Genomic DNA, 15509 nt, shown 5'->3' with positions numbered 1-15509 from the left:
CCCCGGCGGTCCCTGCCGCAGCTGGAAACAGAAGTGCGCCGGAGGCGATTGCCTCCGGCGCACCGAACCGATGAGCCCTCTCACACGTATGCGTGGAGCTCTTCGATCAGCTGCGTCAGCTGCTCAGGAGGAAGGCCGGACGCGAGGGTACGTGCCTGCTCCTCGACTGACGTCCCGAGCTGGCGCACAAGAAGCCGACTGCGCTCCTCCGCCGGTGCAGTTGTCCCGTACGCCTGGGGCGCAGGCTCGGCAGGGTCTTCTGTGGTGCCGTGCGTGTTGTCCGCGGACAACGTCGGAGAAGGGACGGGCGCCGCTGCCGCCGGGGGGCGCTGCTCCTCGGCAGGTGTGTTGTCCGCGGACAACACGCGCTCCTCAGCGGGGACGGGATTCTTGCCAGGCGAAGGGGTCGGATGCGGGGCCGACGGAGCGGCCTCCGTCTCGCGCGGCGTGTTGTCCGCGGACAACACGGATTCGGGTGCGGGGGAGAGGTCGACGGTTCCTGTGCTCTCGGCCGGGGCGGAGGACCGCGTCGCCGCGGTCTTCTTGGCCTGCTGCAGGAGACGCTTCTCCTCCTCGCGCGAGCGAGCCTCCTGCTCCCGGGTCTCCTTGAGATGCGCCAGCAGCCCAGCCCCGTCGAGCGCCGGCTCCTCCTTCAGCCGCCGTGCGAGCAGACGGCCGTCACGTTCGGCGAGAGATCCCGAGCTGAGCATCGTCAGCAGCTCGGAGGGGAGTTCGAGGAGCGCGAGCTGATTGGTGACCCAGGAACGGTCACGCCCCAACCGCTTGGCAGCCCGGGCCCGGGCCCCCTTCTCCGACTCCTCGCTGCATACCCGTACGAGCTCGAGGACGCCGCGCGCACGCTCGACGACATCGAAGTCCTCCCGCTCAAGGTTTTCCTTGAGCAGATGATCGACGAACTCCTCGCGAGAGGCGGCCAGATCGTCGCGTACGACGAAGTCCAACGCCTCCAGAGCTACGTGCACCGCGCTGCGGAATCGCCGCTCGCCATTGACGAGTACGTACGCGGAATCGCCGATCTGCGCCTCGTGCTCGGGCCACAGCCTCAGGTACGCGGGACGGGACACGGCGACGCACGCCGCGAGCTGGGCGACGCGCAGCTCCTCACCGAAGCGGGTGAGATCCTCCTCCGAACCGAAGTTGCGACGAGGGTTGAGCGGGGTCGGCGCGACATCGTCCAGCTGCAGACGCCGCAGCTCGTACGCCGGAACATCGCCCTGCACTATGGCCTTTGCCCGACCTCGGGCGCTCCGGCCGCGCGGCACGCCCCCGAAGGAGGAGCCGGTGCCGAGCCGGTCAGCGACGCTCATGACATGACCTTCCGAGCGATGGCGCGCATGATCTCGGACTGCTCGCACTCCGGGGCGTAGGAGAGGAGAGGCTGCTTGAGCCGCACGGACTCGCGCTGCTCCTTGAGTTCAGGCATGACACCGATGACCGGCGGGTCACCGATCTCCTTCCAGCTGTGCAGCGACGACGTGGCGATGTAGCCCTTGCGGCTGTCGTACATGTTGACGATGAAGCCGAGCATGGAGATCTCGACCTCCATGTCGGCGCACAGGTCCTGGATCTGGTCGTAGAGCATGTCGTACGCGTCGGCGGACGAGTCCTCCGCGAGCACGGGGATGAAGATGCCGGACAGGCCCGGCGTCTCACCTTCGCGTGTGCGGCAGTAGTACAGCGCGGTGTCCATGGTGTAGCCGAGGCTGGGCGGGCAGTCGACCACGATGTAGTCGAACTCCCTCTCCAGCGGCTCCAGCGCCTTCTCGAGCGCGGTCTCCTTGATGCGGACGAAGCGGCTGGTGGCGAGCTTGGCGTCGAGCAGGAATGCGTCCTTGCAGGCCGGCAGCATGAACAGCCGACCGCTGAAGGCACCGTCCTCTATCGGGACGAGCAGCTCACGCAGTTCTCCCTTCGCCTCGCCCAGCATGTGCTTGGCCAGGCTGGGGGCTTCGATGTCGAACAGGTCGTACCCGAGCTGCTTGGTGAGGTGGCCCTGGGGGTCGAAGTCGATGAGGAGGACGCGGTTGCCGGCCTCGGCCAGCGCCTGGGCGACACCGGAGGACGTGGCCGTCTTCCCGACCCCGCCCTTCTGGTTGCCGAAGATGAACCTGCGGGCCCAGCTGGGCCGCGTCGCGCCTCTACGGGGGGAGGGGTGCGTGTCGAGCCAGAGGCGAATCGCCTGGGCGATGCCCTGGTTGAAGGGGATGCCGCGCTGCTTGCAGTCGTCCTTGAACTCCCCGTACAGCCCGGTGGGGAGATAGGTGGAGAACGAGCTGCCGCCTGTGGTGTCCACGGGGGCGCGCTCGGCATCATCTGCACGCCACGCCTGGACGCCTTCGGTCACGGCGTCCTTGATGTCGACGCCGAACTCGGCGGCCCTGACCTTGAGTTCTTGTCGCAAGGCGGCGGGCAGCTTGGCGACTACCTTTTCCCTGTCGTCGGGGGAGTATGGGACGGTCATGCGGTTACCTTACTCACCTCGATGCGGGTTTGTGGTGCAGGCGGGGTCGGAAATTTGTGGCGTGTCGCCCCGTTGCGGGAGAGATGATCGAGTCGAACCGCTTGAAGTGGCGCCCGAATTGAGGGGTTGGGGAACAATGTCGGATTCGATGAAAGTGCATCAGAATCGGCTTGGCGGCCAATAGAACGGCAGGTCAGGGAGTCTGCTCCCCGCGCGTGCGGGGATGGCCCCCCGTCGGAGTACCGGCACGCGCGTACGGTGCTCTGCTCCCCGCGCGTGCGGGGATGCCCCCCCCGCCGGGACCGCACCCAGTGGATCCAGTCCTGCTCCCCGCGCGTGCGGGGATGGCCCCACGTCCAGCGCTTCGCGGACCGGCTGGATCAGCTGCTCCCCGCACGTGCGGGGATGGCCCCGTCCCGGCCCTGGTCAACTGGCGTATCGACATCTGCTCCCCGCGCGTGCGGGGATGGCCCCACACCTCAAGATCCTGGCCCGTCACAAACCCGCTCCCCGCGCGTGCGGGGGATGGCCCCGCTCTGACCTGCGGCGGACGGAGATTTTCCCTCTGCTCCCTGCGGGTACGGGGATGGCCCCCGCAACAGCGTCGGGAAGTTCGACGACGTCAACTGCGCCCCGCGCGTGCGGGGATGGCCTCGCCGACCCTGACGGCGTGGGCCGCCACATCGCCTGCTCCCCGCGCGTGCGGGGATGGCCCCGGCGAGACCTCGGTCAGCGTCGTGACCGAGGACTGCTCCCCGCGCACGCGGGGAGGGTCCCATCCCGACGGTGGCGGAGTCCTTGGACGATCAGGGCCTGCTCCGCGCGGGCATTCGAGTTGGCATCATCCGCCAGATGACGTGCTCAGTGGGGATGGCGCTCAGGGCGTACGGAAGTCCTTCGCGTCCGGATACGTCACTCGGGTGCAGCCGCGCCGCTTGGTGATGTCGTCGACGTACGCGTGGAACAGCGCCGACAGCGTCTGGGGACCGAGCACGTTGTCATAGGTGTAGCTGGAACTGAGGGTGTGCAGGGCAGGCTTGCCGTCGCAGATGGAGGAGGCCCACCACGCGCCGCCCGCGTGTCCGGCCGTTCCCGCGGTGACGACCTTGGGCTCGTTGTCACTGCCGTCGTATCCCACCGTGTGCGCCTCCGCGCCGAAGTAGGAGCTGGTGCGCAGCCACCATGGTGAGTGCGTGAGCGCACTGCGTGCGTAATCGAGGTCGTCGTCGTGCAAGCCGTCGGCAATACGGCCCACCTGGTCGGGGCTGACCGCCAGGAGACAGCCTTCGACGGGGTAGGAGTCCCGGGTCGGTGCCGCGAGGGCACGGTCGGGCAGTCGGCCTTGTTCTCGTTCCTTGACGTGTCGGGCAAACCAGAGGCATGAACCGCCCGCCGACTGTGCGGGGCGAAGGGCAGACGGGACGGACGCCAACTGGTCGTCAGGCAGGGCGGGCAGCTGGGTCCGGCAGCCGATCCGGTCGGTGAGCTTCTCGGCGGCCGAGCGGGCGATGTGGGCGAGGCGTTCACGGTCCGCTGCGGAAACGTCCTCGTAGTCGGCGCGGGCCGTCACATTCAGCAGCTTCGGAGCCGTCGCACGGCTGCCCGGGCCGCACTCGGCGCGGATGGTGGTGTACCAGTTTCCGTACCGGCCCAGCGCACCATCGCCGATCGGACGCGGTTCGGGGCGCCGGTCAGCGATCGCTGTGACATCAGATTTCTGACTCCCGCGACTGTCACTGAACGGCTCGAGATCACCGTCATCACCGACCCAGTACAACGGTGTGGAAGCGTCGCTGCCCCGCACAGTCAGCGTGAACAGGCTCGTGGTCTTGCCGGGCCCAGGCACCTTGTAGACGGTGCAGGAACCGGGCAGCTCGTCCACATCGAGTCTGGACTTCTCGTAGTCGCTGCCCTTTGCCCGGATCATCCCGCCCTGCAGATCCATCACTGCGGCCCCGGACACCAGCCGATCACACGCCGCGCTGATGTGGCGCTCGCTGGAGGCATGGTCCCGGATGTCATCGAACGTCAACCAGCCCGCATACAAGCTCAGTCCGATCCCGCCGTACGCCGTCCACTTCCACAGCCGTATCCACCCCGCGCGCATCGCTTACTCCCCCTCGGAACCCATCCGGCGCGATCACTGCCGCCCGGGCATCGAGCGTAGATGCTCGGGCGGCATCTATGACGCGGCCTCGGCGAACAACGGCGCCATGTCAATCTTCCTCGGGGACCCATCGGGCCCTGCAAGACCAACGCCATCCGGATCCACCGCGGCCCTGCTGGCCCGCGGTACAACCCTGAGCGATCTTGTGGTGGTCGCCCGAGTTCACGGCGAACGGGCAGCCACTGCCGCTGTGGTCGGGTCTTCAGACAGTGGTGGAGAGCGTGTTGTCCGCGGACAACACGAATGGCCCCCTACGCACGGCCCGCGCGTGCAGCGTGTTGTCCGCGGACAACACCCGCACCGATCTCAGTCCCGCCAGGTCCGCAGAAGAGCCGCGATGCGTGCGGCTGTGCAGTGCGGGTCGTACAACTCGTGTGCCAGGGCTGACAACTGCTCCCGTGTCGGTGCCACAGGAACGCCGCTCGCTTCCAGGTACATCACGGCGACGGCGCTCGCCACGCTCAGGTTGGACCGCTCCAGCCAGCGCAGCCGCCCCAGGGTGTGCACCAGAGCCGCAGCTCTGGCGAAGACACCCTGGTAGACCGGAGTCTCCAGGAGTTCCGCGCGGTGACGGGCGACCGCGGCCAGGGGGACCCCCAGGTCTTCCGGGGCCGGGTCGTGGTGGCCGGCGCGTTCGGCTACTTCGAGGATCCAGGAGAGGTCCACGTGCAAGGACATGCTCACGCAGCGGCACCCCGGCTGGGTGCGGGGGAGTGCTGGGAGTCGAGATCCCTCTCGAGGGCGTCGAGGAAGGAACCGTGCTCGTCCAGGAGGCGTTGGGCACCCGCCATCCCGGCGGCTCGGGCTCCGGATGTGTCCTCGGCGATGAGTCGCTCGATGTACCGGTTGAAATCGAGGCCGCGAGCTGCCGCCGCGTCCTTTCCGGCTGCGAGCACTCCCGGCTCCAGCCGGAGCTGAGTCTGCTTCTTCTGGGAGGTCATACATTCAAGGTAGCAGGGTGGTAGCAATAGGAGAAGGTGTGCGGAGGCCGGCCGCCCCGCACCCGCACACGCGGGGCAGTTCTGCATGAATCTCTCTCACTGCGAGGACGGCGTGAGGAGCTTTGGCAGGTCATGCAGAACGGGCTGCCGCTCCCCTTACATCTCGAAGCGCCTGGAACCGCCACCGAAGAGCGGAGGTGAACAGGACGGAGATGAGGAGAAGGGGCGATGGAGCTCGTCGTTCTGCTGGTGCTGGTCGTGCTGGCACCGTCTGTGAAGAAGCTGGTCAAGAGCCTGGCGGCGCGCCATCGCGCCGAAGGGGAGGCGACCTTGATCCGGGCTCAGGGCTGGGCTGACAGTTCGCGAGCCCTCGCCAAGGCCGAGATCGTCCGGGCGAAGGCGGCCGAAGTGCAGCGGGCGAGGAGCGTTGTCGTCCACCCTCTGAGCCAACGCGAAGGAGCCGGAAGGCAACGGGGGAGGAAGAGCCGTGGTTGAACCGGAGGAGAAGGCAGCAGCCGCGCTGGCTGTGATGTACGTGGACAAGAAGCGGGATCTCTTCGCCCACGCCCGCCGGTGTCTTGCGCGAGAGGGCATTCCGGAGTCACGGCTGGGTGCCGACGACCTGGTGCAGGAGGCGCTGGCTGTCACCTTGGCCAACTGCTCCAAGCAGCCGATCGACAACCTCGCCGGCTATGTGTACAAGGTGATCTCCAACAAGGTCCGCGACGAGAGCCGCCGGATCGGAGTGGCGCAGCCGATCGATACGAACCTGCACTCCGTGGATCAGGACCGCTTCATCCACGTCTCCTCTGTCGAAGCGGTCGGTCAGGACGACGCAGCCGACTATCTCGATCTTGAGGCGGCTCTACGAACCCTGCCGAGGCAGCAGCAGCGCATGATCATGCTCGCCAAAGGGTTCGACTACACCCATGCCGAGATCGCCGGCATGACAGGACTCCACAGGGGAACGGTCGCCCAGCACGTCAGGCGGGGGACACGTGCGCTGACCCTCCTTCTGGCTGGCACGGCAGGCTGCCTGGCCTTCGCGCTCGTGAGCTGTTTCGCGTCCTTCGGGGGAGGAGAGCTGATCCCTGCCAGCAGCCCCGGGATCAGGACTGCCGTTCGAAGGTTCGATGGGTACTCGCCGTGGGCCACGACTCTCTCGGTCCTGGTGCTGAGTGCCTTGCTAGGAGTCGTGTGGGTCATCAGGAGGACCACCGTTCGCAGGGCCGAGGCCAGGAGCGCACACCTGTTTCGGATCGTCCGGCAGATGCAGGAAGCGCAGCTGTACGGACGTGCGCTCAGCACTCTGGGGCGCGAACCCACGGATGCAGAGTTCGCGAGAGAACTGGGCGTCTCGTCGGAACTCATCGAGGAGGCCAGGTTCTACGCCAGCCACGTGATCCAGGACATCAACAGCAGAGGCGTGGACATCCGGACATGGACCAGACTCCACGACCCCAAGCCGCACAGGGGATGACTTCGGAAAGGAATCTTGGCCGGCAGGTCATGCAGACCACGCTCCTGCTTCCCTGACCCTGTGGGCTTTCACGACAGCAGTGCTCTGTGTGAGCCACCTGGGCACCGCACGGGCCGCGCGTATCTGACTCGCTGGATCCCTCCTTGGCCGACCTGTGTGCGCTGAACACAGACCGTCGAGAACCACTACCTCGCCCCCCGAGGCCGCCGCACCCACTTCACCGCCGCCCGCGAGTCCGCCCGGGAGGCGCACGACCGGTTCGTGGGCCTGGACCGCGTAGATCCCTTGCGGGAGCTGGTCGCCCTGGAGCTGGGTGAGCATCTTCCGGAACGCGCGGACGTGCCCGGTGAGGGGATCGAGTTCAGGGCATCCGCCGAGAACGGATCTGAGCTTCAGATGGGGCCGGGCGGCGTAATTCTCCAGCCGTTGCGCTGTCGACCTGCCGTCGCTTGTGAGGTACGCGGATCGTTCCGTGCCTCCTGTGACGACCAAGGCAGGACTACGTCCGACTCAAGATTCTCAGCGCTCGCGCGCGTATGTCACGACCCACGCGGTGGCGAGAACGAGCCCGAGAACCCCGATACCGAAGATGCCGAGAATCGTCCCGATCCCCTTCCCGTCCAGAGTGGCGCGCACCCCGCCGGCGAGCCCGCCGACGGACATGCACAGACCAAGGACGAATGACCGTGAACTCCGGGGACGTAGCAGGTGCCTCGCGCTCGGGCTCCGGCGACCGGGCTCCGGCGGACCCGAGCGCCGGCGGCCGGAGGGTGGCGTGCCTGGCAGGTGCTTCATCAATACCTCGTCTTCCCCGGTGCTGCCGGGGCATCGACATGAGTGTCTTCCGGGCCCTTCTTCGACGGGGTGTAGGCGAAGTCGACCACGGTCGCCACCACGGCTACGGGAGCGCCGAAGATCTTCCCTCCGAACTTGCCGACCGTGTTCAGAGCGGTTGGACGGTGGTGCTTTCCCTTCACGTCGCTCAGGATCGAACCCTTCTCGAGGTGCTTGCTCGCCTCGCCGGCCGCGTAAGCGGGCGTGCCACCGATGAATCCCTGAACCGCGCCGTTCAGGTCTCCACGAAGGAGCGACTCGCCACCGCCCATCCAGGAGCGGTAGCTGAGAAATTCAGCGACAGGCTTTACGGTGCCGCTGCCCCACTTCTCGGGAGGCACGTACTCGGCTGTGTCCAGTTTCGTCTGCGCCGCCTGCTCCTTGAGTGTCTTCGCGTCTCGCAAGGAGGCGTAGTGCACGGAGCTGAACTGGTGCGGGTCTTCGGTGAGAGCCGCCAGGCCACCGGTGCAGAGGGCATCGGCGTCGGCCGCGCGCTGGAGTATGGCCTCCATGCGTTTGACGAGTACGTCGACGTCGTCCGAGCCGGGGTCCGAGCTCTCCAGATGGATGACGACCCCGTACGGGTCGATTTTGAGGCCGTGGGGCGGGTTCTCGTAGATCTCCACGAGCTCGGCCTTGGCTTTCGTCAGTTCGCTGTAGGCGCCCTTGAGCAGGTTGGTGATGCTCTCAGCCTGGGTCACCGCGTCCTGGAATTCGCCGGCCGCCCTCGTGACGAAGGGCTTCGTGACGCCGGCGTTCTGGCCCTTCCAGGCCGTCCCTTGCGCGAAGACGTTCATGTCTTCGGCGTCCTTGGCGAGCTCCCGCAGCTTTTTGGCCATGGCAACCCAGTCGTCGATTGCCGAATCGAGCGGCTTCGTCCTGAGATTCAGAAGCTGCTGGAAGGCCAGCATCGGGCACCTCGCTCAGATGAAGAAGGATCGGATGGAGAACAGCGACGGATCACATGATCGGGCCCTGTGGCTTCGGTACTGAGGGCCGTGCGTGCTCGTCGGGGACGTCGTAGTAGTCAGAGATCTTTGTCGCACTGACCTGGGTGGCTGCCCAATCGTCGTCCTTCTTCTTCGACGCTTTCGTGTAGTCGAGGTGGTTGGAGATGTGCGCGCAGGCGTCAACGAGCATTCCTACCTGTTTTGCCCACGCCGTGGATGCGGAGGCCAGCGCCTTGCCCATCTCGAACCCGTCCGCCGTCAGACTCGTGCCTGCCGTCCTGGTCGTGGTCTGGGCGAGCTTTCCGTCCGCCTTGAGGTTGTTGTGCAGCCGGTAGGCGAAATGGCCGATTTTCCCCAGCTCGTCGTCGTGGACGACGAGATCCGCGCCGGTTGGTGTCGTGCCTGGGTCCCTCGTCGGCGCACCGTTGAGCTGCATCCGTGCGGCCGCCGCGGCCTTGAGGTCGGCCCACTCCTCTTCGAAAGACATGTCCCTCCCGGCGATGTGATGACGAACGCGCTGTCGCGCACGATTTCATCATTGACGATCTCTTCACGGTGGCGTGCAGCGGGGGAGGGGGCGACCACGAGGCCCAGGTCGTCGCCGGATTCCGGCGTACGGTGATGTGCTTGACCTCGAACGTTCCAGCCATGATCAAATTCTGGGGAAGGACGAAGGGGGTTCCCCTGTCGGGACTCCCTGCGCTCCGGAAAGCGTAAGACGCATGCCCTGCTGACGGGGCAGCACGAACGGGGGCGGCCGGTGGCCTGGCTGACGAAGATCACGGCAGACGAGCAGATCGACTACCGGCTGCGGGAGCAGGCCGGGTGCGCGGTGGTGGAGGCGTCGGCCGAGCAGACCGTGGTGCGGGAAGGCGCCGTCGACGAGCGGACCGACCACCGGCTGCAGGGCGCTGCTCTGGTGTGGATGGGCAGCGGTCTGCAGGCGATCGGACTGACCGACGGCCAGGTCCTCGGCGAGGACGGCAAGGAAGCCGCCCGGCGCCTGATGACCGGCTGCCACCCGGAGACGGGCGCCCGGCTCATCCGTACGCAGACCTCGGTCCGCGCCCACGAGAGGGCGAAGCTGACGACCGCCCGGCTGGTCGAGGCGATCGAGGCCGCGGCGGGGGAGAATAGCCTGACGGCCGCCGAGCTGCTGGAGGGCAAGCCGAAGCAGCAGAAGGTTCTGGCACAGCAGCAGCGGATGGTGCACCGGTTCGGTGAGATGCACCGGATGCAGGTGACCACCTTGCACAAGCTCGCGCGCGCCGCCGGCCTTTCCCTGGACGAGGTCTACGGCGAGCGCGAGCTGGCCGAGGCTCGGGAGCACGCCGACGTCCGGGTCGATGACCGGGTCCGCGGATGGGACCTCGTGCTGGACCTCCCCAAGTCCGACAGCGTCCTGCAGGGCGTGATGGCGGACCTCGAGGAACGGGAGCTGCGCGACCTGGTGCACCAGGCGAAGCGCGACGTGTTCACCGAGCTCGAATCTTGGGTCGGCTACGCGGTCGGCAGCGAGGAGGGGCGCCCGGTCCGGATTGCGACCGGGGGGCTGATGGGCTGGTCCGTGGAGCACCAGGCGGCGCGGCCCATGGGGGATGGGCAGCCCGGCGACCCGCACCTGCACCTGCACGTCACCATCCCGAACCTGGCGCTGTGCGAGGACGGGCAGTGGCGGTCGATCGCGAACTCCGGGCAGGACCTGCACCGGCACGCGGCGGCCGCCGACGCGTTGTTCAAGGCGCGGGTGCGGGCGCTCACCTATGCCCGGTTCGGTGTCCGGCGCGAGCAGAACGAGCAGACCGGGGCATGGGAGGTCGCGGGGGTGCCGGAGCGGCTGCGGACGGAGTTCTCCCGCCGGGCGACGTTGGTCGACCGGACCGCCGGCACCGACGCGAGCCGTCAGGAGAAGGCGAAGGTCTCCCTGCAGACCAAGCGGGCCAAGCATTCCGCCGGCACGGCGGGGATGCGGGAGAGCTGGCGGCAGCGGGCCGAGGACGCGGGTGTCGACGTCGACGCGATGGTCGCGGCCGCCGCCCCCGGACCACCCGGCCCGGACGGGGGGCTCGGCATCGACGGTCCCGGCAGCGGTCCGCAGATCCCGCCCCCGGCCGACCTCGCCGCGCTCGTGTTCCACCCCGATGCCGGCCTCACCCGGAGCGATACGACGTTCTCCCGCGCGCAGTTGCTCGCAGCGGTCGGCAACGCTCTGCGGGACGGGATCGACGACAGATCCGGGCGCCTGGACGAGCTCGTCGACGACGTCCTGGACGTGGCCGGGTACGCGGTGCGCGTGCCGGACTACGGCTCCACCGTCATGACGTCGACGGCCCGGTACACGACGCAGGACATCCTGGATGCGGAGGCGTACGTACGGGATCAGGCGCTCGCACGCCACGGCGAAGGCCGGGTCGCGCTGACCTCGGATCAGGCGGCGGCGGTCGGCGTCTTCGAGGTCGCGTCCGGCTTCGAGCTGTCTGGCGAGCAGAGCGCGGCGGTGACCCGGATGCTGACCGGCGGGCACGGCATCGACACGGTCGTCGGCGTCGCCGGAGCCGGCAAGAGCACGCTGATGGAGGCGTGCCGGATCGGGTGGGACGCCACCGGTACTACGTACGCGGGTGCGTGCCTGAGCGCCGTCGCCGCCCAAAATCTGACCCAGGCGTCGGGGATCCCCGCCCGTACGGTCGCGGCCTGGATCCAGCAGATCCGCACCGGCACAGGTCTCACCGGCGTCGATGTCCTGGTCGTCGACGACGCCACGATGGTGGACGACAGGTCGGCCGAGGTCCTCATGCGCGAGGCGGCCCGTACCGGCACGCAGCTCATCGGCATCGGCGACCCTCTCCAGCTCCAGGCTGTGGGCGCCGGCGGCTGGTTCAGGGAGGTCCACCGGCTGGTCGGCGGGCGCGCGCTGCATGAGAACCGCCGCCAGGAGGACGCCGCCGAACGGCACGCGCTGGAGGTGTGGCGCACCGGCGACCACGACCAGGCGCTGCGCCTGCTCGCCGACCGGGGACGGATCCACCCCACCGAGTCCGCGGATGAGGCGCGCTCGCAGATCCTGACCGCGTGGGACGAGCTCCGGCGCGACCGCTGGCCCGACACGTACGACCTCGTCAACGAGCTGGTGGTGCTCGCCGCCCGCAACGCCGACGTCGACGCGCTCAACGCCGGGGCCCAGCAGATCCGCCGCGCCGCCGGCGAACTCGGCACCGAGCACACCTACGCCCTGCCCGGCGGGGACCGGCTCACCCTGGCCACCGGCGACGCCGTACGGGTGCGGGCCAACGACTACCGCAGCCGCCGCGGCGAGGGGCCGGACCTGCTGAACGGGTACCGGGCCGTCGTCAGCGAGATCTCCGAAGACGGGCGCATCGAGATCACCTGGCGCACCCGTACGCGGGGCGAGGACGACGCCTTCGTGTCCGTGTGGCTGACGCCGGACCAGGTCGCTTCCGGGGCCCTGTCGCTGGGGTATGCCATGACGATCGCGGCCTCGCAGGGGATGACCTGCGACACGAGCCTGCTGTACGGGCACGGCGCTAACGCGTTCGCGACGTACCCGGGCCTGACCCGCGGCAAGAAGGCCAACCACCTGTGGCTCCCGCTCGCGGTCATCGAGAGCGAGGACACCCGGGCCCGGCTCGGTGACGCACGCACCGAGAAGGAGCGCCTGGAGCGCGCCGTCGACGCCTTCGCCCGGTACCTCGGGCAGTCGCGGCCGGACGCGATGGTCTCCGACCTGCTCCACGAACCGCCGGCCCCGGCCCCGGCGATCGTGCCGTCGCCGACCCGCACCCATGCCGTCAGGGCCAGCGCGGCACGCGCACGGTCCACCACCGTTCACGACCCACGCCAGCGCGAAGCCCAACCACAGCAGCGTGAGTACCGGCTGACGGACGAGCAGAAGCAGCGCCTGGCCGACATGCAGGAGGAGTGGGAGCTGGCCGGGGTCCGGGCCTGGAACCGCCGCCCGTACGGCGACCGGACCGACCAGGAGCTCACCCGGCTCATCGCCAACGGCCCCGTCGACGCCCGGCGCGAAGACAAGGCAGCGGCCGAAGCCGAGGCGACCGAGCGCGCCCTGCAGAAGCAGCTCGCCGCCGACAGGGCCCGCGGCGAGACCCGGGGCCGGCGGGAAGTCGCGCCCATCTACCCGCTGCTCGATCGCGCCGACGAGCAGCGGGCCGTCGCCCGTGTCGAGCAGGCCCGGGAGGAGGCGGCCGCCCAGGTCGCCGCGGCCGCCGACGAGCACCTGCGCGTCCTAGCGGCCGCCGAGGGCAAGGGTCGAATCGCGCTGCGGATGGCGGGCACCTCCCGCAAGGAACACCGCCAACTCACCCAGCAGGCCACCGAGGACCGCGCCGCCGGGTGGGTGGCAGCCTCCGACGCCCGCATCGCGGCTTCCCGCGCCGCCGAGGCCGCGTGGGAGATCGTGCGCAGCAGCCCGTACGCGACTGTGCTCGGTGCCACCGAGCACCAGGTGCCGGACGTCGACACCCTCGCCGCGCGGCTCACCGAGATGCGAGAGGTCCGGATCCCCGCCCGCGTCCAGCAGATCGACACCGGCGACGAGAAGCGCGTCTCCCGCGCCCACGGCCAGGCCGTCAAGGCCCGGGAGAACGGGGTCATGTACCGGGGCGTCGCCACCGACGCACGCACCGAGAAGGCTCTGCGGGCCCGGATCTCTGAGCACCATCCGGTGCTTCACGAATCAGAGACGCGGGCGCGTACAGAGGTCCGGCAGGCGCAGGAGACCCACAACGCTCGTATCGAGGCACAGAGGGCACCCAGTTACCGGCCTCCCTCCCAGGGCCGGTCAGGACCCTCCCGGAGCCGGTGAGTGGGCGGCTGAGTCTTCCGCCTCGTACTACGCGAGCGTCTTCTGCAGGCGTGCGGCGAGCTCCTGCAGGTGCGGCGTGAGGGCCCGCTCCATGCTGTCCTCCCACCGCTCCGCACGGATCCGCGCGTCCTCTTCGTCGAGCAGCTCGTCGAGCGACTTCGGCTCAGGGCCCAGTCGCACGAGCAGCCAGGCCGACGCGCGCCAGTCACCCGGCCGCCGGCGGATCCGTCGTTCGCTGCGGGTCTCACCGGTGATCGGGTCGGTCCACGTCCGGTAGGTCTCGGAGACGACCGCGCCGCGGGCTGCCTCCTCGATGCTGCCTGTGGCGCGGACGGCCGCCGCTGCGCGGGCTCGGGTCACTCGGGCGTACAGGGCCGCGCACGGGTCGGGCGAGTCGACGTCGAGCCTCCCGCCCTGCTTCTCCTCTACGACGTCCTCGCCGACACGCATCCAGCTCAGGAAGGAGGATCGGCCGACCCCGGCGGCGTCGGCGGCCTGCTTCATGGGCAGGCCCACGGCCGTCGCGCGGGTGAGCAGATCCGCGACGGCCGGGGTGAGGAGCGTAGGGCGGCCCGGCTGACGGCGCGGCCTGCGAAGGACAGGCTGAGTCCTGTTCGTATGAGTCATGGGCGCGGACCGTACAGACCCCTGCGGCTACCGTCGCAGTCTGTACGGGACTTCTGGAACCGACCCATCGCGCGCGAGATGGAGGAACACGTCGCTTACGTCTCGGCCTCGCCGCCGTCGTCGGAAGAAGAGGCCCACCCGCCCGCCCGGGAGGAGCACCGCCTGGTAGTGGAGGAGACCCGGCGGCCGGTGGCCTCATCGCCCAGGCCGGGCCGGAGCCGGGTCCACCGCGCGAGCACCCGGGGCATGGCCGCGCCAGGCCCTTCGTCCCGTCAGGAGTCGCCCGAAGGCAGCTTGCTGAACTTGCTGGCGGAATCCAGATGCCGGGCCGACCCCGAAGCTCGTAGGGCTTCCAGGCCAGAGGCCAGGAGAAATCCGCAGGTGAGGGCCCGCAGGACGCAGAAGCGCTTTTCCTCGGAAAACACAAACCCCCGGCCTGTCGCCTCCGGAATGGCCCGCTAACGACATCAGTCTCCCCATCTCTGAGCGGAAAGGCGGGAGTCATCGTGTAATGTTCTCGAATAGCAGGCCCTCCCTCGAAGAGGGGGTGAGACACACGTGTTCTCACCCAGGAGGGAGGTGATGCAGGTGACCGGCAACGGCGTCCCGCAGGGGGACCCCAAGCCGGTGGAGACGAAGCTTCTGAGTCGAGCTGCCGAGGCGGCTCGACTCGCAGGGGGACTGGCACAGACGGCGTACTACGCCTTCAAGATCTGGCTGGCACACCTGTAAGCGCTGATGGGCCCGCCCTCTGCAGGGGCAGACCCATCAGACTTCGTCCTCACCGAGGGACCCCACGTTCTCGCTTTGGCCGGCGGTCGTGGGGTCCACCCATGTCGTGGACTCGAAGCTGAGCCACCAACTTCTGTTGTGCTCGCTGGCTGAAGACTAGCACCTCTCAATTTTTCAGCGAAGCCTGGTGCGAAAAAATCAGAGATTTCGTTCAGGCCAGAAAAATAGAAACTGTCGATCCTCAGGATCCAGTTTTTTCGCAGTCATAGGTTTTCAGCGAATCCATTTTTCTTGGTCACGCCGATCGTCTAAAAACGAGATCACGTTACTACTGTCGAGAGTTGGTTGACGTTCCGAGCTTCTCTGCCTATCAGTGATGGATCGCTGTTGCAGTCGAGATGCGCTGTGAGTCGGGTCGTCGGCCACCGGCCGGGTGGGTGGGTGTGGTGA

At 68.3% G+C, this 15509-nt stretch carries 12 protein-coding genes; 4 read left to right on the top strand and 8 right to left on the bottom strand.

Annotation, left to right across the window (positions count from 1 at the left end):
* Positions 1-80 precede the first annotated feature (80 nt).
* The 5 genes from ACZ607_RS33590 to ACZ607_RS33570 form a co-directional block, all read right to left on the bottom strand.
* Complete coding sequence (locus ACZ607_RS33590; protein ID WP_469741398.1) at positions 81-1328, bottom strand: ParB/RepB/Spo0J family partition protein; 1248 nt, start codon at positions 1326-1328, stop codon at positions 81-83.
* Positions 1325-2482: a ParA family protein gene (locus ACZ607_RS33585; RefSeq protein ID WP_319654269.1), complete on the bottom strand. Its 1158-nt coding sequence runs from the start codon at positions 2480-2482 to the stop codon at positions 1325-1327. Before ACZ607_RS33585 ends, ACZ607_RS33590 begins: the two co-directional genes overlap by 4 nt.
* Before the next feature lie 877 nt (positions 2483-3359).
* The gene (locus tag ACZ607_RS33580) at positions 3360-4589 is read right to left on the bottom strand and encodes a hypothetical protein (RefSeq protein WP_469741395.1); all 1230 of its coding nucleotides are present in this window, start codon (positions 4587-4589) and stop codon (positions 3360-3362) included.
* Between the two features lie 366 nt (positions 4590-4955).
* Complete coding sequence (locus tag ACZ607_RS33575) at positions 4956-5327, bottom strand: fic family toxin-antitoxin system, toxin component (RefSeq protein WP_147982283.1); 372 nt, start codon at positions 5325-5327, stop codon at positions 4956-4958.
* A gap of 2 nt (positions 5328-5329) precedes the next feature.
* On the bottom strand, positions 5330-5590 hold the full coding sequence (locus ACZ607_RS33570) for a hypothetical protein (protein ID WP_147982252.1): 261 nt from the start codon (positions 5588-5590) through the stop codon (positions 5330-5332).
* A 228-nt stretch (positions 5591-5818) separates the two neighbouring features.
* Between ACZ607_RS33570 and ACZ607_RS33565 the strand changes: the two genes are divergently transcribed.
* Positions 5819-6085 carry a hypothetical protein gene (locus tag ACZ607_RS33565; protein ID WP_469741391.1) on the top strand — a complete coding sequence of 89 codons (267 nt, stop codon included), beginning with the start codon at positions 5819-5821 and terminating at the stop codon, positions 6083-6085.
* Entirely contained in the window at positions 6078-7070 is a 993-nt protein-coding gene (locus tag ACZ607_RS33560) for a sigma-70 family RNA polymerase sigma factor (protein WP_469741386.1), read from the top strand. Before ACZ607_RS33565 ends, ACZ607_RS33560 begins: the two co-directional genes overlap by 8 nt.
* 794 nt (positions 7071-7864) lie before the next feature.
* Here the strand turns inward: ACZ607_RS33560 and ACZ607_RS33555 are convergent.
* The gene (locus ACZ607_RS33555) at positions 7865-8815 is read right to left on the bottom strand and encodes a hypothetical protein (RefSeq protein WP_469741382.1); all 951 of its coding nucleotides are present in this window, start codon (positions 8813-8815) and stop codon (positions 7865-7867) included.
* Between the two features lie 49 nt (positions 8816-8864).
* Entirely contained in the window at positions 8865-9341 is a 477-nt protein-coding gene (locus ACZ607_RS33550; RefSeq protein WP_202076564.1) for a hypothetical protein, read from the bottom strand.
* A gap of 273 nt (positions 9342-9614) precedes the next feature.
* Here ACZ607_RS33550 and mobF point away from each other — a divergent pair, with 273 nt between their 5' ends.
* A complete protein-coding gene (mobF, locus tag ACZ607_RS33545) occupies positions 9615-13700 on the top strand; it encodes a MobF family relaxase (RefSeq protein WP_469741376.1) in 4086 nt (1361 codons plus the stop codon).
* Between the two features lie 27 nt (positions 13701-13727).
* Here the strand turns inward: mobF and ACZ607_RS33540 are convergent, their stop codons facing one another.
* Positions 13728-14327: a hypothetical protein gene (locus ACZ607_RS33540; protein ID WP_469741374.1), complete on the bottom strand. Its 600-nt coding sequence runs from the start codon at positions 14325-14327 to the stop codon at positions 13728-13730.
* A 579-nt stretch (positions 14328-14906) separates the two neighbouring features.
* Between ACZ607_RS33540 and ACZ607_RS33535 the strand changes: the two genes are divergently transcribed.
* Complete coding sequence (locus ACZ607_RS33535; RefSeq protein WP_469741372.1) at positions 14907-15059, top strand: hypothetical protein; 153 nt, start codon at positions 14907-14909, stop codon at positions 15057-15059.
* Positions 15060-15509: the final 450 nt, after the last annotated feature.

It is taken from the genome of Streptomyces sp. NPDC104381 (assembly GCF_055583745.1).
The sequence above is the reverse complement of the archived record's forward strand: the minus strand, read 5'-3'. Positions and strand labels throughout refer to the sequence as shown.